This is a genomic window from Pseudomonas sp. 2024-210 (assembly GCF_045062345.1).
Lineage (GTDB): Bacteria > Pseudomonadota > Gammaproteobacteria > Pseudomonadales > Pseudomonadaceae > Aquipseudomonas.
Genome location: NZ_JBJGEJ010000004.1, coordinates 100,510 through 119,940, shown reverse-complemented (window position 1 = coordinate 119,940; position 19,431 = coordinate 100,510). Strand labels below are relative to the sequence as shown.

At 50.9% G+C, this 19,431-nt stretch carries 20 protein-coding genes and 1 tRNA gene; 10 read left to right on the top strand and 11 right to left on the bottom strand.

Features of this window, described 5'->3' with window-relative positions:
• Positions 1-131: 131 nt before the first annotated feature.
• The 3 genes from ACI7MX_RS07400 to ACI7MX_RS07390 are packed head-to-tail and all read right to left on the bottom strand — an operon-like array spanning position 132 to position 5,639.
• On the bottom strand, positions 132-815 hold the full coding sequence (locus ACI7MX_RS07400; RefSeq protein ID WP_153328836.1) for a hypothetical protein: 684 nt from the start codon (positions 813-815) through the stop codon (positions 132-134).
• The gene (locus ACI7MX_RS07395; protein ID WP_153328838.1) at positions 812-4,225 is read right to left on the bottom strand and encodes a hypothetical protein; all 3,414 of its coding nucleotides are present in this window, start codon (positions 4,223-4,225) and stop codon (positions 812-814) included. The genes ACI7MX_RS07400 and ACI7MX_RS07395 overlap by 4 nt, the downstream gene beginning before the upstream one ends.
• Positions 4,218-5,639: a site-specific integrase gene (locus ACI7MX_RS07390; protein WP_153328840.1), complete on the bottom strand. Its 1,422-nt coding sequence runs from the start codon at positions 5,637-5,639 to the stop codon at positions 4,218-4,220. The genes ACI7MX_RS07395 and ACI7MX_RS07390 overlap by 8 nt, the downstream gene beginning before the upstream one ends.
• Positions 5,640-6,313: 674 nt before the next feature.
• On the opposite strand from ACI7MX_RS07390, the gene ACI7MX_RS07385 reads away from it, so the two are divergent.
• A complete protein-coding gene (locus tag ACI7MX_RS07385; RefSeq protein ID WP_178114888.1) occupies positions 6,314-7,465 on the top strand; it encodes an integrase core domain-containing protein in 1,152 nt (383 codons plus the stop codon).
• Positions 7,466-8,137: 672 nt separating this feature from the next.
• Here the strand turns inward: ACI7MX_RS07385 and ACI7MX_RS07380 are convergent.
• A tRNA-Ser gene (locus ACI7MX_RS07380) sits at positions 8,138-8,225 on the bottom strand.
• Between the two features lie 253 nt (positions 8,226-8,478).
• Between ACI7MX_RS07380 and ACI7MX_RS07375 the strand changes: the two genes are divergently transcribed.
• The 8 genes from ACI7MX_RS07375 to ACI7MX_RS07340 all read left to right on the top strand — a co-directional run bounded on the left by ACI7MX_RS07375 (position 8,479) and on the right by ACI7MX_RS07340 (position 13,061).
• Positions 8,479-9,150: a Bax inhibitor-1/YccA family protein gene (locus tag ACI7MX_RS07375; protein WP_314481764.1), complete on the top strand. Its 672-nt coding sequence runs from the start codon at positions 8,479-8,481 to the stop codon at positions 9,148-9,150.
• Positions 9,151-9,260: 110 nt separating this feature from the next.
• Positions 9,261-9,653 (top strand): sulfurtransferase complex subunit TusD, encoded by a 393-nt coding sequence (gene tusD / locus ACI7MX_RS07370; protein WP_314481761.1) that lies wholly within the window; start codon positions 9,261-9,263, stop codon positions 9,651-9,653.
• 1 nt (position 9,654) lies between these two features.
• Positions 9,655-10,017 (top strand): sulfurtransferase complex subunit TusC, encoded by a 363-nt coding sequence (gene tusC, locus ACI7MX_RS07365; protein WP_314481758.1) that lies wholly within the window; start codon positions 9,655-9,657, stop codon positions 10,015-10,017.
• Positions 10,017-10,316 carry a sulfurtransferase complex subunit TusB gene (gene tusB, locus ACI7MX_RS07360; protein ID WP_314481755.1) on the top strand — a complete coding sequence of 100 codons (300 nt, stop codon included), beginning with the start codon at positions 10,017-10,019 and terminating at the stop codon, positions 10,314-10,316. The genes tusC and tusB overlap by 1 nt, the downstream gene beginning before the upstream one ends.
• Positions 10,313-10,648 (top strand): TusE/DsrC/DsvC family sulfur relay protein, encoded by a 336-nt coding sequence (locus ACI7MX_RS07355; RefSeq protein WP_405588418.1) that lies wholly within the window; start codon positions 10,313-10,315, stop codon positions 10,646-10,648. The genes tusB and ACI7MX_RS07355 overlap by 4 nt, the downstream gene beginning before the upstream one ends.
• Positions 10,645-11,646 (top strand): glycosyl transferase family protein, encoded by a 1,002-nt coding sequence (locus ACI7MX_RS07350; RefSeq protein WP_314481752.1) that lies wholly within the window; start codon positions 10,645-10,647, stop codon positions 11,644-11,646. The genes ACI7MX_RS07355 and ACI7MX_RS07350 overlap by 4 nt, the downstream gene beginning before the upstream one ends.
• An 87-nt stretch (positions 11,647-11,733) precedes the next feature.
• Positions 11,734-12,732 carry a glutathione S-transferase family protein gene (locus ACI7MX_RS07345; protein ID WP_405588147.1) on the top strand — a complete coding sequence of 333 codons (999 nt, stop codon included), beginning with the start codon at positions 11,734-11,736 and terminating at the stop codon, positions 12,730-12,732.
• A 101-nt stretch (positions 12,733-12,833) separates the two neighbouring features.
• The gene (locus ACI7MX_RS07340) at positions 12,834-13,061 is read left to right on the top strand and encodes a YheU family protein (protein WP_314481746.1); all 228 of its coding nucleotides are present in this window, start codon (positions 12,834-12,836) and stop codon (positions 13,059-13,061) included.
• On the opposite strand, the gene ACI7MX_RS07335 is transcribed toward ACI7MX_RS07340, so the two are convergent.
• On the bottom strand, positions 13,058-13,261 hold the full coding sequence (locus ACI7MX_RS07335) for a carbon storage regulator (RefSeq protein WP_314481743.1): 204 nt from the start codon (positions 13,259-13,261) through the stop codon (positions 13,058-13,060). The two genes, ACI7MX_RS07340 and ACI7MX_RS07335, sit on opposite strands and share 4 nt — an antisense overlap.
• Positions 13,262-13,433: 172 nt before the next feature.
• Entirely contained in the window at positions 13,434-13,766 is a 333-nt protein-coding gene (locus ACI7MX_RS07330) for a YnfA family protein (protein ID WP_314481740.1), read from the bottom strand.
• 200 nt (positions 13,767-13,966) lie between these two features.
• On the opposite strand from ACI7MX_RS07330, the gene ACI7MX_RS07325 reads away from it, so the two are divergent.
• The gene (locus tag ACI7MX_RS07325; RefSeq protein ID WP_314481981.1) at positions 13,967-14,125 is read left to right on the top strand and encodes a DUF3309 family protein; all 159 of its coding nucleotides are present in this window, start codon (positions 13,967-13,969) and stop codon (positions 14,123-14,125) included.
• Positions 14,126-14,202: 77 nt separating this feature from the next.
• On the opposite strand, the gene ACI7MX_RS07320 is transcribed toward ACI7MX_RS07325, so the two are convergent.
• From ACI7MX_RS07320 to ACI7MX_RS07300, 5 genes are all read right to left on the bottom strand, one after another.
• Positions 14,203-16,281 (bottom strand): LTA synthase family protein, encoded by a 2,079-nt coding sequence (locus tag ACI7MX_RS07320; RefSeq protein WP_405588142.1) that lies wholly within the window; start codon positions 16,279-16,281, stop codon positions 14,203-14,205.
• A 389-nt stretch (positions 16,282-16,670) separates the two neighbouring features.
• Positions 16,671-17,546, bottom strand: a complete 876-nt coding sequence (speE, locus tag ACI7MX_RS07315; protein ID WP_314481735.1) for a polyamine aminopropyltransferase — start codon at positions 17,544-17,546, stop codon at positions 16,671-16,673.
• A 206-nt stretch (positions 17,547-17,752) separates the two neighbouring features.
• A complete protein-coding gene (locus ACI7MX_RS07310) occupies positions 17,753-17,944 on the bottom strand; it encodes a PLDc N-terminal domain-containing protein (RefSeq protein ID WP_122782940.1) in 192 nt (63 codons plus the stop codon).
• Positions 17,945-18,028: 84 nt separating this feature from the next.
• Positions 18,029-18,559 carry a hypothetical protein gene (locus ACI7MX_RS07305; protein ID WP_314481733.1) on the bottom strand — a complete coding sequence of 177 codons (531 nt, stop codon included), beginning with the start codon at positions 18,557-18,559 and terminating at the stop codon, positions 18,029-18,031.
• Between the two features lie 69 nt (positions 18,560-18,628).
• Positions 18,629-19,162 carry an ankyrin repeat domain-containing protein gene (locus ACI7MX_RS07300; RefSeq protein WP_405588137.1) on the bottom strand — a complete coding sequence of 178 codons (534 nt, stop codon included), beginning with the start codon at positions 19,160-19,162 and terminating at the stop codon, positions 18,629-18,631.
• Positions 19,163-19,431 lie beyond the last annotated feature (269 nt).

Sequence of the window (19,431 nt, the reverse complement as noted above, 5' to 3'; positions counted from 1 at the left end):
CACGTATTTTCTGGGGGCAGCTCTGCCTGAAACGACTTGTTCGGAGTATCCATAGGTGTGAAGCTCAGTCGTTTGAGCCATCCGGCTGGCTGTTGGCTATAAGAGCGACAGTCGACAGGTCGCTCAAGCGTTCAGCGCAGTACTTTGGCTTTACGTCGACGATCCTCAATCCGATCTCGTATCATTTGAAGATGCTCCAGTTCTTCGTAATTTCGGATCATGTTAAAAGGCCCATAAAGTCCGGGCTGCGGACGATAGGTATTCTCTTCCCCTGGGAGAATCGTTTCGATAGCATCGTGCAACTCGCCTTTCAGATCATCAAGTAAATCTAATAGAAAAGCTGCATCAGATGAGTCGCCCTCAACCCCATCATTGGCCGTCTCGGCGACGCGGTACCCAAGACCTCCAACTCCTGCATCTAAGTTTCGAATGGTCTGTTCGAGCAACGCGATTTTACTTTCAAGACCGGCACATCGATACTTCAACGCCTCATACTCTGCAACGGAGACTGTATTACTACACTCAACGTCAGTTTCAAAATCAAAGGCTTGCTCAAGAACTTCACGATATTTCTTATTTTTTAGGAGTGTGACATGGCTCATCGGCTTGAGCATGTCACTATCTCCGGCGTTGACTGATACGAACTCTTTCGCCTCGAACTCGGTAACAATTTTGGCCACATCCTTGGCCAAGCGTGTGATATTTTTATAATCCGCATTTGTCAACGTCTTAAGGGCATGAATAATATGAGCTATTCGCGCATTTCGGTTGCTATCTCTGTACTCGCAAAATGGATCTCGAACATGTTCTCTCATTCATGCTCCAAAGGCACAAGTCCGATACGAACTCCGATGTCCTGCTTCGGCTTCTCCATGTATTGTAGCTGCTCTGTTGCTCGACCTATACGAAATACATCTTGGACTTGTAGCGCACCGGTTGTCAGCATACTCCCAACTTGAGAGGCCAGTTGATGTGCAGGCGAACTGAAGTCCGGCTTAAGGATCTCCTCGAACCGCCCTTTGCTCATGAGCAGAGAAGTCCTCATGTAAGCAAACTTTGTGTCCAGATGCGAGCTAGTTACATCTGGGAAATTTTGCACGTCAATCAGACGCTTAATTAAGTGCTCGCCTTCCGTGAGCGAAATTTTCTCGTAGTGCGCAGCAAGCCCAACGCTCTCTTTCATGAAAAAGCTCTGCAGTTGGCCACTTCGAGCCATCTGATACAATTGCTGCTCGATCGCTTCCAAGGCATAAGCTTCGCGCGCATGGCGATCATATTCAGCGTTGAGATCTTCTAGAGTACGAGGATTACGCGCTCTGGCTTTCAGGGCTCTGTACTCATCGATATGTCTGAGAACACTGATCATCATTTCCTTTGCTTTGTCTTTCTCGGCGCTGATTGCCCCCAGGTGATCAACCCCCCGGATCGCGTACGGGCAAAGCGCACAGGGTCGACCAACGCCAAACTTTTCGACAACTTCCTTAGGACACCGATTGTCGAATGGACAAATGTGACAATTGTTATAAGCGAGCTTCGTGTAACGCTTGGCTCGCAACACTTCGATTCCGCTTTCGCCTTCCTTGACACCGGTAAGACTGATCAGCCCGTGGGTCTGGATCGCTTTGACAGCATCCACCTGAATACTTTTCATAAGACGAGTGTTCATCTCCAATACTGCTTGCGCGAGCTCTGGAGCATCCCCCTGTCCCAAAGCGTCCATATTTTTATTAAGGTAGTCGGCCAGCAACTTCTGGTGATCGGGCATACTCTTACCATCGAAAATGGCGTAATACCAAACCAGCTCTTCTGTCTGCCCCGTCATGAATTGACCGATAATCGAGGGCGGAAGGAAACGAATTGCTTCAGATACAAAACCCGCCCTCAACGCGTGAGGTGTATGCGGACTGGTCAGATCCGCCATGGAGATCTTGCCGAGAAAAGTTGCGTCATAAGAGTCGATTTCCAGCCTAGTTTTACCCTCTCCCTTAAGATAAACCAGTGGTTCTCCAGAACAATCACCAATTGTCTCTCTGATGAAATACTGTAACATGAGCATATACATTGGAAAATATCGATAATTTTTCCAATTTGAATCGCTCACCCCCTCACCAGGACGCCTAAACAGTGGTTTGTATTGACCGAACTTAGAACCTTCAACTCCGCCATACCATATATTTTCAGCGTAACTAGGGTGGGAACATTTATCATACCAAGCGCGCTGACGATGCATCACATCGACCACATGCCTAGATACGATTGCAGTCCACTCACCGTGTGATTTATCGCTACTTACAAAAAGAGGCGCCAGCTGGCTTTTACTGTAACTATCCATCACACAGTCATAGCGCTCTTTATCGAGCCAAACAATGTGATGCTGTCGTAAACCCGTTTCACACATCAACTGCGTAATTCGGATCTCATTGGGAGAAATCATTTTTAGAAGATTACCTTCAATCTCATAGTCGATCACACTATAAAATCTCGGCAAAAATTCCATTCGCTGAACAACACCATCATGATAAAAAATTGGGCAGTAATTGAGAAGATCGAGATTAACTGATCCAACACCCCTTGTCTCCTTGCTAAGTAACCCTGCCCAAGCGTGGCTCTCAAGAAGATCCTGAAGAACTGGCTGATGTAACTGCCCACCCAGAACCCCACGCATTTCACCCGCAGCCATCAGATTGATGTGCATTACAAGATATTCTAAACTGTAAAGCATACTCAAAAAAGTTGAAAAATAATCCCTAGGAATTATTTTTTTTACAGTTCCAGCACGCTTTTCGATTGACGGATAGCAAGAAGCTGAGAAATTATTAGTAAAAAGATTGGCATCAGGCAAAATCTCCCGATTGCTTTGCACATAAGTACAAAAATCATCCACAATGAGCACGCGACTATATTGAGTTTCGTTTACCCAGCCATGCTCTGAAGCATATAACTCCATATATTTTAGGAATGTCATAGGTGGCTCTTTTTTGTACTGCAAAAAGCCTTCCGTAAAAATGTGTTGGCGTGTAAAAAAAATAGTACAATTAAAGTCCTTCAAGTTTTTCGGATATCCTTCCAAAGAACCATCACGAGCCAAGTAATATCCAGGCAGATAACACGACAAATAACTCAGAAAAAGATTCAATACCATAATATGATTACTTGCCCTCTGCAGTCGCTTGGACAGCAGATATGACCTAAACATTCCATCAACCAAACCAACGAAACTGCGGATAACCGGATGCATTGACTCGTAAATAGAATCGCCTCCATCCTTGGACTTTGTATTGAATAAGGGCTTAATCCGATGCTGCCCAAAAAGAGTTTTGAAAATTTTCTCAAAATCGAATGGTCGAGTCCCCCTAGAAAGTTCTAATGCGGCGCTACGAGCCTCAGCGAGCGCTACATTAAAGCTTGAAGCACCAATCTTGATTCTGCTCCTAGGTAGCTTATCACGCTCTTTTTTCCGTTTCGCCGCTTGAACTTTACGATCATCCTTAGCAGATTTATACTGCTCAACAATATCCACCGCCATTTCCTTCTTCTCCTGGAACGGATGCGCCAACATCAGGAGAAAGTCCGCAACAAAGTATCTGCGTAAAGGTTTATCCCCGTTGCCATAGCAATTATCAAACAACTTTTGACAATCGACGCGATTCATCTCGCCAACGGTATAAAAATCAGTGCTAAAAAGCAGGCGAACCCAAAAGTTCACACGACTGCTACCGTCATTGAACTCTCCTCGTTTGAAAATGCTAGGTAGATTCGACTTTGGGTGGATCCCTCTGATCATTTTGAGACATTCGACGTCAAGCTCCTCACACAGATGGTCAAACACTCCGTCATTGTGAACAATCGTCTGCATCGCGAGCGGCGCCAATAATACTCGCCGAGCCCAGAGCACAACAAATACCAACCGAAAAAATGCGGAAAGCGGATCATGGTATGTACTAGGCACACTCCTGAGCTCACGATCAATATCGCATAGTCTCGTTTGCGACCCCCTAAATGTGAATGATAGAGTCGCCTCAATCTGAGCACGCCCCCACGTATCAACACTTAAGCTTGAAGAAAACACGTTTCTAATCTTCGAGGCCACTGTATAGTTCACCGAAGAGTCACCACTTAAAGAGGAGTATGCTTTTCGCACGAAAGCCACTGCACGTTTAAACTCACATTGCACTTGCTCATCATCAACGAGCCAAAGTGGCGTTTCGCTGCTGAGATTAATCATTCTCTCGCCCCTTTTTCAACTCTTCTCTAAGCTGCTCGACTTCGTTTTCCAAATGCATGATTTGAACGGTTGAAACACTATAATTAGAAGCAGACATTCTTAGCATGTTGATAGCTGCGAAGGTCGCATCAAGCATTTTTGCATCTCGGCGGGCATATCTCTCAGTAGACTTTATTGATTTATGCCCCATCAAATGCTGAACAACCTTCAGGTCAAGCCCGAACTTTTTTGGATTGGCCGGGCTAGGACAATGATTAAGCAAGTAATACGCATACATATGGCGCAACGAATGAAAACCGTAGCTCTGCCCCGTCACTTTGATAGCCGCGGCATTAAATCGCGCCCAAACGGTCTGGTAAGAGGCCGGAATGGGCTTTCCATTTCGGAGGTTTCGAAACAGAAATCTGTGGAACACCGGTTGATGTCGAGCCTTTTCCTGTGCCCGCTGCTCTTCCATGTATTCGTTCAAATATACCCAAAACACTGATGCAAATGGTTCGATAAGATAGGTAGCAGTAGTCGCGCGCCCCTTGTGCGTGACGTTGTTGAGCGTTCGCTCTGACACATACTTGCTCAGTACGTTTCTGCGACTGGCAGGGTCGATAATTAGAACCTTCTTCCCGCTGGGATTATCAACATCGATAATGATATCTTCCAGCTGAAGCGTCAGCGCTTCAGAAATGCGCCCCCCTGAGGCAGCGAGCAACGACCACAGAACAGCATCCCGCAGACAACTAGCGCTGTTGATCAGCTCCATGCACTTATCGATAGGGAATGCTTTGTCGTCGCCACCTGCATTATCTGTGTAAGCGAGTGTCGAGGGCTTAGAGACTGCTGACAACCTAGTGCGTTTTACTCGTCTGGCGCCACCGGCTACGCAGCCCGCAAACCAGCTCTTAGACTTGATTGCATACTGAACTTTCGTGGTTGCATCCTCAGACCGTCCTTCTGTTAACGGTAAAGGGGATATCGGTACCTCAGAAATATATCCACTACTCTGGAGCTCAATCAATCCTTCCCGCGCGGCTTCGCTTGCGACCAGAAACGAGTTAACACCAGCGAAATGTACCCCAATGGAACTACCACTCAAGCTCTTACAATCGAGAACTTTTGCAACGCTTCGTGCAATTACGGACTCACTTTTGGCGCCATATACAAGATAACTTTCGTACGCATCGAGAGCATCCTTCAATAATATGGCAGTGAGGCCACCGTGCAGCACATCAACTTTATTTAAATAGTTTAATAACTTTTTGACAGCGAAAGCATATGCCTTCAAAGACTTAACTTTGCGCTTTCTTGCAATTTGATATGCCCACTCGTCAAAACACTTGGAAAGACTTTGATCAGGACAGATCAGTCGGTAGGTTGGCAACCCATTACGGGTCGTTTCTATAAGCTCAGCGAATTTCATATCTTACAACGACTCTAACAAGAATAAAAAAACAAGCTTCCCAGCCATTTCTTTTCAAGCTTGCCACAAAATCGAACCGCTCCACAATAGAAAAACAGCGCAACGCCTTATTTTTTAAAGAGTATAGCACTAGTATACTCATAACTAACGGCGGACTTAATGAGTATATGTTTCGTGTACTCTTTAGCTGCAACGACCCATATAAAAGCAATCTAACAGCATGCTCTTAGCCTCCTTCGACAACCGCCCTTGAATGAGCAAAGCCTATTTTCGACAGGAAATCTCTTACGATCACTGGACTGCGCTGGAACCGCGCGAGCCAGCGCAGACCACACAGTTGGGAGGTGTGGAACAGGACAATCGTCGCTTGGTCGACACGGTATTTTGGAATTGTGCATACCGTCGCGCTCTGGCGCGACCTGTCGCCGACTACAGTGACTGGAAAAACTTCCAACGACGCATCTGTCGCTGGCGCGATAACGGGCGTGGGAGTCAATGCTGGAGAAGGAGTCGCACTAGGCGTGAATGATGATGGTGGCCGCCACTGCAAGGTCACCCACACTCCGCCGGGTGCGAGGGGGGGGGGTAGTCAGGGTAGAAACCGAGTACATCGTTTACGTTTAAGACCGGGCACATCGTTTACAGGTATTAATCATGGTCAGGAGGTACTGACCATGCCCTGGAAACGAGAGTCCCTAATGGATCAGCGAGTTAAATTAATCAGCGACTGGCTTAGCGGTAACTACAGCAAAAGCCAGTTGAGTCGCCGTCATGGCATCAGCCGTCCCACGGTTGATAAATGGCTAAACCGGTATGCAGATCGAGGCTCTGATGGCCTCAAAGAGCTGTCCCGCAAGCCGTACCACTGCCCGCACCAGACGAGTGACGAGATCATCAGCAGACTGCTCGAAAAGAAAAACGAGCACCTGGATCGCGGCCCGAAACAGCTGATCCAGCGCTTGCGAAATGCAGAGCCTGAGATTGTCTGGCCTGCTGCAAGTACCGCGGGGTTATGGCTGAAGAAAGCTGGACTCGTATCGCCTCGTAAGCGCGCTCATCCCCGCCCTCATAGCTCGGCCAAGTTACGCGAGGCCAATGAACCCAACCAAACCTGGTGCGCCGATTTCAAAGGTCAGTTCAGAACCAAGGACGATCGTTGGTGCTACCCCCTGACCATTACAGACCACGCCAGCCGCTATCTACTGCTTTGCAGAGGTCTTCTCGGCACTCACGGCGAGCCCACGCGGCAAGGCTTTGAGTGGGCGTTCAGGGAGTATGGGATACCTGATGTTATACGAACCGACAATGGCTCGCCGTTCGCCTCAACTGGCTTGGCGAGGCTATCGAGCCTGTCGGTATGGTTTATCAGGCTCGGCATTTATCCGGAAACGATCAAGCCTGGGCGCCCGGATCAAAACGGTCGGCACGAACGCATGCACCGCACCTTAAAAGCCGCTGTACTCAAGCCTGCGGCCGATAACCTGCTACGACAACAGTTGCTCTTTGAAGAGTTCGTGCACGACTTCAACTACTACAGGCCCCACACTGCTTTGGACATGAAAGTACCCGCCGAAGTGTACAGCTCATCGGCAAGGATTTACCCGGGCTACGTACCTGCGGTGGAGTACGGAGAAGATGTGGATGTAAGACGAGTACGAAGCAACGGAGAGATCAAATGGAAAGGCTCGCACATATTCTTGGGCGAAGCCCTGATAGGCGAGCAAGTAGCTTTGAAGGAAGTAGCTGATGATGTGTGGGATCTGTACCTTTGCAGCTACCCTTTGGGCAGGCTTGAGCGCGGTGCAAAACGCGTCTCAAGCCTGTAAATGTGTAAACGATGTACCCGGTTAGATGTGTAAAGGATGTACCGGTCTCTACACAGCGAATCCTCCAACACCAAGATACATCTGGTCGTGGATGCGTATGGCAGCGACTTCACGTCATTTGCCCCCCCAAGTTCCCCCGCGGATTGCAAACAGGCTCCCAACGCTCCCGGAGGCATGACGGCAGATCACCGATCTTCCGAAAAAGACAACGTTAGCGATGCCATTTTCGAACAAGCCCCACTCCAAGGAATGCACGTGTAGTTTCCATCACGCAAAAAACCACAAGGCATCTCGCCCCCGTGACAAGCGCCTGTACCGTCATCGCAATCCGGTCGATATCACTTTTTATTTATCAAGCAGTAGCGCGGCGATGCCACACGCCTGCCAAGAATTTGCCATCGCTGCTCGCTCCCGCAGACATGCTAACTGGCACCTTAGATACGCATCTCGGGACGATACGTTTTAGAGGGATGAGTAGATATGGAAGATGACAAACCTGAAGGTGCTACGACAACGCGAATCCCCGCATAAGGCGCTACAAGTAGCAACCAGAATGCTGCGCCTTGCCAAAGAGGCGACGGAAACCCGACTAAGGAATCAAAAACTACTTTCTTGCAGGCGAAAAAAAAGGGCTTAGGTAACACCTAAACCCTTGATTTTACTGATTCTCGGCGGGGAACCAGGGATTCGAACCCTGGGAACGCTATTAACGTTCGCCGGTTTTCAAGACCGGTGCATTCAACCACTCTGCCAATTCCCCGATGTTCCGATAAAACGCTTTGCAAAGGTGCAACAGAAGCTAGCCTTGGATAAGAACCCTGGGTACGCTATTAACGTACGCCGGTTTTCAAGACCGGTGCATTCAACCACTCTGCCAATTTCCCGGATACTGCTGTCGTTGCGGGCGCCATAATACCTGAATGAAACACGTTGTCAAACTCTCTTGATCCCTTGTTTCAGAGCCTCTGCTATGATCTTTGCTACTTAACATTTCCAAACACAGGAGTTTCGCCATGCGCGAACAGGATTACGCGGTTAATAACAGCGTGCAGGCCGAGCAGCTAGAGGTCAGCCGTGTCCTGCGCAACACTTATGGTCTATTGGCTCTGACCCTCGCTTTCAGTGGTGTGATGGCTTATGTCTCTCAACAGATGAGGGTCGGCTATCCCAATATTTTCGTAGTGCTCATCGGTTTTTACGGGCTGTTCTTTTTGACCAACAAGCTGCGTAATTCGGCTTGGGGCCTTGTATCCGCCTTTGCTTTGACCGGTTTCATGGGTTTTCTGCTAGGCCCGATCCTCAACCGTTATCTGGGCATGCAGGGTGGCGCTGAAGTCGTCAGCTCCGCTTTCGCCATGACCGCGCTGGTGTTTGGCGGCCTGTCTGCCTACGTGCTGATCACTCGTAAAGACATGAGCTTTCTGGGTGGTTTTATCACTGCCGGGTTCTTTGTGCTTCTGGGCGCCACATTGGCAAGCTTCTTCTTCCAGATCAGCGGCCTGCAATTGGCTATCAGCGCCGGTTTCGTTCTGTTTTCTTCGGTCTGCATTTTGTTCCAGACCAGCGCCATCATCCAGGGCGGCGAGCGCAACTACATCATGGCAACGATCAGCCTGTATGTGTCTATCTACAACCTGTTCATCAGTCTGCTGCAAATTTTTGGCATCATGAGCCGCGATGACTGAGTAACGCCGCTAGATGAAAGCCCGCTTCGGCGGGCTTTTTGTTGTCTGTAGCAAGCATCTTTAGACATCTGGCTTTATCATTGCCGAAGATTTGCTGACAGAGTCTTCCCATGAAATTTGCCATTGCCCTTTATTCGGCAGCCCATGCGCCCTCTTCTCGCCGAGCCCTGCGCTTTGCAGAGGCAGCGTTGGCGGGTGGGCACGAGATTGTTCGGTTATTTTTTTATCAAGACGGCGTGCATAGCGCTTCAAGCAATTGTGTGACGCCGCAGGATGAACTTGACCTCGCACAACAATGGGCTGCGTTCGTCAGCAGCAACCAGCTGGACGGTGTGGTGTGCATTGCAGCTGCTTTGCGCCGCGGGGTGTTGAATGAAGAAGAAGCAGCCCGCTACCAACGCCCGGCGATCAACCTGCATGCACCCTGGGAGTTGTCTGGGCTCGGCCAGTTGCACGATGCTATTCAGTCGGCTGATCGGCTGATCTGTTTTGGAGGGCCTTGATATGCCTAAATCATTACTGGTGATCAGTCGTCAGGCGCCTTGGTCTGGCCCTGGCGCTAAAGAGGCATTGGACATTGTGCTAGCTGGCGGCGCGTTCGATTTGCCCATCGGCCTGATGTTTATGGATGACGGCGTATTTCAGCTGATGCCTGAGCAGAAAGCCGCCGCCCTTCAGCAAAAAAACATAACGGCTAATCTGCAAGCCCTGTCGATGTTTGGCGTGGATGATCTTTTTGTATGCGGCTACAGCCTGACCGAGCGCGGCCTCTCAGCCACTTCGTTCGTAGTCGACGATGTTCAGCTACTGTCGCCAGAAGAAACACGCACTCTTATTGACCGCTACGACCAAGTGATCACCCTCTAATGTCGACCCTACACGTTCTGAGCCACTCCCCCTTTTCTGATACGCGTCTGGCCAGCTGCTTACGTATTCTGGGCACTGGGGACGCGTTGCTGCTGTGTGGTGATGCGGTCTATGGCCTGCAGCCCGACAGCAATGTACGCCAGCTGCTTGAAGAAAATTTTGCTACACAGACGCTCTTTGTCCTCGAAGAAGACCTTGTAGCACGCAGTCTGGAATGCCCTCAGTGGGTTACCGCTGTCGATTACCCCGGCTTCGTCCAACTGTCGATTCAGTATGACAAGGTCAACACATGGCTATGAATGCACTCATCGTCAACGACAAAACCATTGAGCTGGATAAAGACGGCTATCTGGTCGATCTCAACGACTGGTCTGCCGAGGTTGCCCAAGCGCTGGCCGAGCAGTCAGGTATTGATTTGAGCCGCGAGCACTGGGAAATTCTTGAGCTGTTGCGTGAGTTCTATCAGCAATTTGAGCTGTCGCCTGCCACACGCCCACTGATCAAATACACCGCCCTCAAACTGGGCACTGAAAAAGGCAACAGCCTGTACCTAAATCGCCTGTTTAATGGCACCCCCGCCAAACTCGCCGCCAAGCTGGCGGGCCTGCCGAAGCCGACCAATTGCTTATGATTACCCCCACTGCACTGGCTCTTGAAACGCCACCCGAACACCCCTTCGCACAATTTGTACGCATTTTGGGCAAAGGCAAACGCGGCGCCCGCAATTTGACCCGCGAAGAGGCTCGTCAGGCGATGGGCATGCTGCTGGATGAAAAAGCTGAAGACACACAACTGGGCGCGTTCCTGATGCTATTGCGGCATAAAGAAGAAAGCCCGGAGGAATTAGCCGGCTTTACCGAAGCCGTGCGCGAGCGTCTGACAGCACCCGCTATCCAGGTCGACATTGACTGGCCCACGTATGCCGGTAAAAAACGCCATTTACCCTGGTATCTATTAGCGGCTAAGTGTCTGGCCCAAAATGGCGTGCGTATTGTGATGCACGGTGGCGGCCCTCATACCGCGGGTCGGCTGTATAGCGAGCAACTGCTCAATGAGCTGGCTATTCCGCTGTGCCGTAACTGGCAAAGCGTGCAAGAAACACTGAATACAGACAATTTGGCGTTTATCCCGTTGCAGGACTGGGCACCGCAGTTGCAGCGCATGATTGATCTGCGTAATACCTTGGGCTTGCGCTCTCCGATTCACTCTTTGGCGCGCATTCTCAATCCCTTAAAGGCTCGATGTGGCCTGCAAAGTATCTTCCATCCGGGTTATCAAAGCGTACACCGTGAAGCCAGCGGCCTGCTGGGCGATACCAGCATTGTGGTCAAGGGTGACGGCGGAGAAATTGAAATCAACCCGGATGCCAACAGCCATCTGTACGGCACCACGGCAGGTGTTAGCTGGGACGAAGAATGGCCTGCACTGTCCGCGCAGCGTCATGTGAAACCGGCCACGCTGGACCCCGCCCACTTAAAAGCAGTATGGCGAGGTGACGTGGAGGACAGCTATCCCCAACTGGCCTTGCTTTCAACCATGGCGCTTGCCTTGCGCGGGCTGGGAACGCCGCGTGAACAGGCCTTCGAATTAGCCAAGAGCTACTGGGACAATCGCAACAAATCGATTTAACTGATGAGTAATGCCCATGTTTTGCGCTTTTTGTTCGAACTCAGCCTACTAGACTGAGTTCCAACGAAAAATGCTACGGAGTTTCTTATGGGCTTGTTAATCGATGGGCGCTGGCACGATCAGTGGTACGAAAGCAGCAAAGACGGTGCTTTTCAGCGAGAGCAGGCGCAACGCCGCAACTGGGTAACGCCCGATGGCTCGCCAGGCCCAACCGGGACTGGCGGGTTTGCGGCGCAAGGGGGCCGTTACCATTTGTATGTCTCCCTCGCATGTCCTTGGGCTCATCGCACGCTGATTACCCGCCAGCTCAAAGGGCTTGAGTCGTTGATTGACGTTTCGGTGGTTAGCTGGTTGATGCTGGAAAACGGCTGGACGTTCGACAAGGCCTTTGGCTCTAGCGGAGACAAGCTGGACGACTTCAGTTTTCTGTACCAGCGCTACACCCGGGATACGCCTGATTATACGGGTCGCGTCACCGTACCCGTGCTTTGGGATACGCAGCAACAGTGCATTGTCAGCAACGAGTCGGCCGACATCATTCGCATGTTCAACACCGCATTTGACGGTTTGACGGGTAACACGCAGGACCTGTACCCGCCATTGCTGAAGACAGAGATCGACCGCTGGAATGAGCGTATTTACCCGGCACTGAACAACGGCGTTTATCGTGCGGGATTTGCCACCTCGCAATCGGCTTATGAGCTCGCCTTCGACGATGTGTTCCGCGAACTGGATGATCTGGAAGCTCACCTCCAAGACAATCGTTATCTAGCAGGCCAATATTTGACCGAGGCTGATATACGACTGTTCACGACACTGATTCGTTTCGATGCCGTGTACTACAGCCACTTCAAATGCAATGAACGTCGAATAACCGATTACCCGCACTTGTCCAACTGGTTACGCGAGATTTACCAATGGCCTGGTGTTGCTGCGACAGTAAATTTCTCCCACATCAAAGGTCATTACTACGCCAGCCACCGCATGATCAACCCCACGGGTATCATCCCAAAAGGGCCGGCGCACCACTTCACTGAACCGCACAATCGCAACCTTCTGCCCGGCCAAGGTATTTACCTCAGATAACACCGTACATCCAACGAATCAGCGCCATGCAGAGCATTAAGACTGGCCGCACACGCCTGCGGCCAGTAGCATCTGGCGCACTGATTACGAGAGTCCCACCCATGCTTATTCCTTACGACCAGCTTGAACCTGACACCCTCACTCGCCTGATCGAAGATTTCGTAAGTCGCGACGGCACAGACAATGGTGATGACACGCCCCATGAAACCCGCGTGCTACGCGTGCGCCATGCACTCAGCAAGGGGCAGGCAGTGATTTTCTTTGACCTTGAAAGTCAGCAATGCCAATTGGTGCCCAAGCACGCAGTACCCAAAGAGTTCTTTGATTAAGACTCGCTCGATGGCTTGTTCAACTGCTTTGCCGCCAGTTCGTCTTTTAATCGATCGTAAATTTCTGATCGGTGAACCCCGATATGCCTGGGCACCTCGATTGCTAACCTGACCTGCTGACCGTTAGTAGAAATAATACGCACGGTCATGTCTTGCCCCAGTGAAATCACTTCGCCGATGGTGCTAGTCAGTATCCGCATGGCTTTCATCTCAAGAGGTGACAGGCCATCAAGACTGCACGCCGTAAAACAGTGCTTCAATCCCTACAGGGCAATTCATCCAACACCTACGCTCGTAGGAAATCCTTCCTACAGCAATTAAAGAAGCCACCTACTTAAAAATCATCAAACAGCTCTTCATCCGCTAAATACCCTAGGCCGAGGTAAAACGCGGGCCCAACAAAATAATGGTTGCGCCTGCAACACACAGGCCGAGCCCTATCCAGTCAGAGCTTAATGGGCGGATACGCTCAACAACGGCGAGCCAGGCAATGGACGTCACAATGTAAATTCCGCCATAGGCTGCATAAGCCCGACCTGCATAAACAGCTTCTACTTTGGTCAGGAGCACGGCAAATACAGCCAGACTGAAAATCGCCGGAACCACCCACCACGCGCTCTTGCCCTGACGCAGCCACATCCAAAAACCGTAACAACCCGCAATTTCAAATACGGCCGCCAAAAAAAACCAAATGTAGTTAAGCATGTGAAGCCTCTCCCATAGTGCAGCGCGCAACCCTACTCGCGGCCCACGCCCGGATCAATGTTGAAATCTTTTAGGGCGACGTTAAATAAATTTGAATTATCCGGCATCAGCAACAGTCGGACTTTATAAGCACAGCCCAACTCATGTTCTTCAAGCGGTGCTCAACAAGCGAGACCTTGGCGGAACACATCAACAAGGAAATAATCATGACCACAATCCTTCTCATCATCCTGATTTTGCTGTTAATCGGTGGCCTGCCCGTGTTCCCGCACTCAAAAAGCTGGGGATATGGGCCATCAGGCATTATCGGCGTTGTATTGGTTGTGCTGCTGGTATTGCTGTTACTTGGCAAAATATAGCGCTGGCGTCTTAAACCCCCGCGCAATAAAAAAAGAGGCCTAACGGCCTCTTTTTTTATGACTTACAGCATGATTGCTTACTTCGGATCTTCTACACCTGCAGTGTTATCCAGCAAGCTTTTGGTCGCCGTTTGCAAGAAAGACTCGAGCTTCTGCTTGAGTTCGGCTTCCTCTGGCGAGCCAGCCACTACTTTAGCTTCAGGGTTGGCGCCCAGGGTGTACTGCCACACTTTACCGGGCATATCCTTCGGCTGGACCAAGATGTGGTCATCACTGAGGATTGCCACCGTCTGATCACTGCCCGACGGCTTGATGATACCTCTCCCTTTGTCACCTTCCGGCAAGGTCAGTAAGTCACGACCCCAGCACTGCTGACGGAACTCACCGCCCAGACGACCCATGATGGTCGGCACAATATCGACCTGAGTACCTACCGTATCGTTGCGCGCGCCAAACTTCTCCTGAATGCCCGGCCCGATCAGCAACAAGGGAACGTTGAAACGGCCTAAGTCCATTTCGGAAATTTGCTGTTCGTTACCGAAACCGTGATCGCCGACCACTACAAAGAGTGTTTCCTTGAAATAGGGCTCTTTACGCGCTTTTTCAAAGAACTGACCCAAGGCCCAATCCGAATAACGCATCGCCGTTAAATGCTCGTTCAGCGAACCGCGATCAGTCACAGGTTCCACTGGCAGCGGTGTCGGCAACGCATACGGCGTGTGATTGGACAAGGTTTGCAGCAAGGCATAGAAAGGCGCCTTGCCTTCACGTTTTTTCAGTTCTTCCAGACCACGGTTGAACATGTCCTGATCAGACACACCCCACGTCGGATCCGAGAACACAGGGTTAACAAAATCATTACGCCCCACAAAGGTCGTCATACCCTGATTGCTGAAGAAACCTGACTGGTTGTCCCATGCAAAATCGCCGTTATAGACATAAACGTCATCAAACTGACGAGCGCTCAACAACTCCGGCAGACCGGACAGCTTGTGGCTGCCTTCCGGGGTTTGCATCAGGTATTCAAAGCCTGGCAAGTTCGGGAAGCACGCCATGGTCGCAAACATGCCTTGGTGGGTATGCGTACCGTTGGAGAAGAAGCGTTCGAACAGCAGACCTTCTTTGGCTAATTGGTCAAAGTAAGGTGTGACATTGCCAGGACGGCCCAAAGCACCTACCGAATGGCCAGCGAAGCTTTCCATCAAAATCACGACAACGTTTTTGATCGGCAACGTTTTTTCCGCAGGCGGAGTGGTATCGCGGCGCACGGGTGCCGTATCCGGATCAACCAGCTTATCGTTCTCGGTCAGCAACATATCGCGCACGGTCTGCTGCGCGACCGAATCGTCCAACGTAGGCTTCCAGACATTGGTGCGATCATCCGAGAAACGGCTTTTTGCCGCTGTAATCAATGATAGGGAACCATTGAGCCCCAACTGGTTGGCGAAGTTGGAGTCTGTTGTGTAGGCATCACCCCAACGCAGCGGCGGACCCTGGCGCAGCGTACCGCGTGCAGCGACCACGCACACCAGCAGCAGCACAACGAACACGGCAGTACGGCCATACCATGGGGCTACGCTTGGCGCTTGACTCGAGACACCCGCTACAGCGCGTGGACGCGTCAGGCGATCTGCACTGCGGAAGGCAAAATACAAAATGACTGTACCCACCGCCCATGCCAACAGATAGCGAACCACCGGGAAGCCGTACCAGAGCATGCTCATAACGGTTTTCGGGTCTTCCTTCACATACTGGAAAACCAGACCGTTAAGACGCTGATGGAATTCCCGATAGAAGTCCATTTCCATCAGGCCCAAAAACAGCGCCAGACTGGAAGCGGCTGTCAGCCAGAAGCGCAGTACGCCCCGGCAAGCCATGGCTTTGACGCTGAGGAATGCCAACACAGACGGGATGCTGAGATAGACCACGATTCTCAGGTCAAATCGCAAACCGTTTGCGAACGCCTCCAGAAAAGTCGAAGCCGGGGTATCGAGCATCATTTCTCGGTTATAAACCAGCAAGGCCACCCGCAGCAGGGTGAACATCACCATCATGATCAAGGCACAGAGCAGCGTAAACGCCAGATGCGATTTGACGGTCGGTTGCAACACACGCGTAGTCGCATGCTGTTGTTTTGGGGCGTCCGGGATTGCCATGTTGTTAAGGACCCATTGGTTCAGATTGAGTGGCTTTTATTATGCAGCGCCCTGCCCTGTGATTTCTCTACGATTGGAGGCAACCGGTAGATCACGTGGGCAGAGCAAATGCGGCATGACCGTCAATGGTATTCCACTGAGGTCAATGCTCTTTATTAAGCAAAATTTTCAAATAAGAGGTATCGCAATGCCCCTATGAGGGGAGCGGATTCACTCGGATGCCGACATTTTGCGCGCGAATTGTCCTAAACCTTCCGTGAAAATTTCGTACAAGAGAACATCTTGAAACATAAGGACGCGCTGAGAAAGACTTTATGCGACAGGCCTACCCACCCCCTCAAGCACCGTGCAGATATTGGGGGAGCAGGCGCGTCAGCTCAAACCGTCTGTTAATCGTTACTTGGTTTGTTAATAGCCTGCAACACATATTGCGGTAGGGCAAATGCGCCGATATGGATCTCGGGATTGTAGTAGCGGGTCACGATGCCGCTTCCGGCGAAACGCTGGCGCAGGGTCTCAAGGGGCAATTTGCGGTAGGACTTGTTGGTAGCCCCCCACGCAAATGTCATCGCGCCGCCGATGTAAGTCGGCACAGCGGCCTGATAGAAATGCCAGTCTGCGAAGAGACTGTTCATACGCCCGGCCGTGGTCTTCACTTCGTTCAATTGCATGAACGGGGTACCGTTTTGCGTTACCAGTACACCGCCATCATTCAGGCAACGATGACAAGCCTGGTAAAAGTTTTCGGAAAAGAGCACTTCACCCGGCCCGATCGGATCAGTGGAATCTGAAATGATGACATCGAATTTTTCTTCAGTCGTGGCGACAAAACGCATGCCGTCATCGATCACCAGGTTCAGGCGCGGATCGTCGTAAGCACCTTTGGAGTGGTTAGGCAGAAACTCTTTGCACATATCCACCACGGTGCCATCGATCTCGACCATGGTGATATGTTCAATGCCACGGTGCTTGGTCACTTCACGCAACATGCCGCCATCGCCACCGCCAATGATCAAGACGCGCTTGACTGCACCGTGCGCCAGGATAGGCACATGGGTGAGCATTTCGTGGTAAATGAACTCATCGGCTTCGGTGGTCTGGATAACACCGTCCAGCGCCATCACCCGGCCCATGACCGGGTTTTCAAAAATCACCAGATGCTGGTGCTCGGTACGCACTTCATGCAGCAATTTGTCCATGCGAAAACGCTGGCCATAGCCTTCATAAAGGGTTTCTAGATAGTCGGTTTTTGGTGTTTCAGTCATGGGTAGTCCCTTGAATGCTGATGGCAACGGACGGTCACCCGCCCATGATCGGCAGTCAAGCCGTGAATCGCCTTCGCAATTCACTGACTTAACTGCCCAAGAAAGGCGCGCATTCTACGTCGAGGAACCTGACAGGTCGAACCTTGACGTTGACTGACTCAGCGGTTCTCCACCTTAAGCGGGGCGTGAACCGCTGGATTGATGGTTCAAATCCGCACATTACCCCTTGGCCCGGCGATGGCCCAAATAATCAGCCCCAATACTGGCAACAGGATGATCAGCAAGATCCAGAGAATTTTCGCCCCCGTTCCGGCACCGCTTTTGATCACATTGATGATGGCCCAAATATCCAGCGCCAGAATGATGAGACCAATCAGACCGTTAAACGTAGAACCCATGATGATGCTCCCGAGTGAGTACTTGTCTACTTAGGATAGTCAGCTGTGGCCAGGGTTCCGTTTTTTATTACAGCCCGTACTGGATCAAACGTGAACTGCGATTTTAAGGGCTTCCAATGATGGGGCAGCGCTAATCCCGACGGCCTCACACAGTTGCAGCACACGTGGCACGTCTTCACCGTAGACCAGCACGACCTGAAGCTCGTCATCCAGCGGTTGACTCACATTCATCAGCACATACCCGCCTTTATCCGCGGACATGCTGCCCATCTGGATCTGAATCCGGTTCAGTGCCGTCAGCGCTTCGGTCTTGGCCAGTTGTTTAGGTTTGATGTTGAACGTCACATCCGGGCCAAACGACGCCACGATTTGCTCAAACAATTGCATATAGGTATCGGCCTGGAACAAGACCGTTTCAGGCAAGCTGCCCATCACAACCCACTCCCCCAGTGAGATGGGGAACGTATCGTCGTAGTTGATATCTGGATTAGCAGCTAGAAAGGCAGCAGGGTCAGCGTAGGCCTGAGCCGCTTCATCAGCGATTTTGGCTATGTCGTCGTCGCTCAGGCACCCAGAGCTGATTTTACTGATGAGTTCGACGAGAGCAGTTTTCATGGGCAAACCTGTCACAGGGAAAAAGAGGGCGCGCAGGATATATCAAATGCGCCCCCCGAGCACATGCCATCAGCCCAGCAGTTTTTCCAGCTGTTCAGTGGTATCCACAGCGCCCATGGTCCTTGCCGCATCCAGCGCAGTCGTACCGCTGGAGTCTTTGGCTTTTGGGTCGGCGCCTTTACTGATCAGGAAATCAATGATGGCCGCACGGTTGAACATGGCCGCCATCATCAATGCTGTGCGGCCGTCAAATGAAGCACCTTCGACTTGGGCGCCGCCCTCGACCAAGGTCTGCACCATCGCCAGATCACCTTTGAATGCAGCGCCCTGAATCGGGCTTTGGCCGTTGTCATTGCGAATTTCAGGGTCGGCTTTATGCTCAAGCAACACTTTCACGGCTTCAATATGCCCGTGATAACTCGCCAACATCAGCAAGGTATCGCCTTTGTGGTTACGCAGATTGGGTGGCAAGCCTTTGCTCAACAACGCTGCGAGCATGGCTGCATCGCCTTCACGGGCTTTGTTAAAGACCTGTTCGGCGAAGTCTGCGGCTTCTTCTGGGGTCATTTGCCGATTTTGATCTGCTGGCTTGTTATCTGACATATGAGGCTCCGTGTTCGCTACAAAAAAGCCTAGTTTCCTGACACTCCCCCCGCCTGTCACCCCCTTTATGTGTACGGCATTGATAGCAATGATCAATAAGCGTACCCATCCGCACAGATTTTTCCTGAATGAGTGATCACGACTGGGCAAATTGCAGGGTGAACTTTTAGCACTCATGCAAAATGCACGAGAGCGTAATTGCAGATATTTAATAACCAATTGATTTATAACGCTTTTATTTAATTATTCGACTGGCACAGTCCCTGCAA

What these genes read in the sequence shown, in the direction of transcription:
- ACI7MX_RS07400 (WP_153328836.1), bottom strand. Translation starts at nt 815, where the DNA reads ATGAGAGAACATGTTCGAGATCCATTTTGCGAGTACAGAGATAGCAAC.
- ACI7MX_RS07395 (WP_153328838.1), bottom strand. Translation starts at nt 4,225, where the DNA reads ATGATTAATCTCAGCAGCGAAACGCCACTTTGGCTCGTTGATGATGAG.
- ACI7MX_RS07390 (WP_153328840.1), bottom strand. Translation starts at nt 5,639, where the DNA reads ATGAAATTCGCTGAGCTTATAGAAACGACCCGTAATGGGTTGCCAACC.
- ACI7MX_RS07385 (WP_178114888.1), top strand. Translation starts at nt 6,314, where the DNA reads ATGCCCTGGAAACGAGAGTCCCTAATGGATCAGCGAGTTAAATTAATC.
- ACI7MX_RS07375 (WP_314481764.1), top strand. Translation starts at nt 8,479, where the DNA reads ATGCGCGAACAGGATTACGCGGTTAATAACAGCGTGCAGGCCGAGCAG.
- tusD (WP_314481761.1), top strand. Translation starts at nt 9,261, where the DNA reads ATGAAATTTGCCATTGCCCTTTATTCGGCAGCCCATGCGCCCTCTTCT.
- tusC (WP_314481758.1), top strand. Translation starts at nt 9,655, where the DNA reads ATGCCTAAATCATTACTGGTGATCAGTCGTCAGGCGCCTTGGTCTGGC.
- tusB (WP_314481755.1), top strand. Translation starts at nt 10,017, where the DNA reads ATGTCGACCCTACACGTTCTGAGCCACTCCCCCTTTTCTGATACGCGT.
- ACI7MX_RS07355 (WP_405588418.1), top strand. Translation starts at nt 10,313, where the DNA reads ATGAATGCACTCATCGTCAACGACAAAACCATTGAGCTGGATAAAGAC.
- ACI7MX_RS07350 (WP_314481752.1), top strand. Translation starts at nt 10,645, where the DNA reads ATGATTACCCCCACTGCACTGGCTCTTGAAACGCCACCCGAACACCCC.
- ACI7MX_RS07345 (WP_405588147.1), top strand. Translation starts at nt 11,734, where the DNA reads ATGGGCTTGTTAATCGATGGGCGCTGGCACGATCAGTGGTACGAAAGC.
- ACI7MX_RS07340 (WP_314481746.1), top strand. Translation starts at nt 12,834, where the DNA reads ATGCTTATTCCTTACGACCAGCTTGAACCTGACACCCTCACTCGCCTG.
- ACI7MX_RS07335 (WP_314481743.1), bottom strand. Translation starts at nt 13,261, where the DNA reads ATGCGGATACTGACTAGCACCATCGGCGAAGTGATTTCACTGGGGCAA.
- ACI7MX_RS07330 (WP_314481740.1), bottom strand. Translation starts at nt 13,766, where the DNA reads ATGCTTAACTACATTTGGTTTTTTTTGGCGGCCGTATTTGAAATTGCG.
- ACI7MX_RS07320 (WP_405588142.1), bottom strand. Translation starts at nt 16,281, where the DNA reads ATGGCAATCCCGGACGCCCCAAAACAACAGCATGCGACTACGCGTGTG.
- speE (WP_314481735.1), bottom strand. Translation starts at nt 17,546, where the DNA reads ATGACTGAAACACCAAAAACCGACTATCTAGAAACCCTTTATGAAGGC.
- ACI7MX_RS07310 (WP_122782940.1), bottom strand. Translation starts at nt 17,944, where the DNA reads ATGGGTTCTACGTTTAACGGTCTGATTGGTCTCATCATTCTGGCGCTG.
- ACI7MX_RS07305 (WP_314481733.1), bottom strand. Translation starts at nt 18,559, where the DNA reads ATGAAAACTGCTCTCGTCGAACTCATCAGTAAAATCAGCTCTGGGTGC.
- ACI7MX_RS07300 (WP_405588137.1), bottom strand. Translation starts at nt 19,162, where the DNA reads ATGTCAGATAACAAGCCAGCAGATCAAAATCGGCAAATGACCCCAGAA.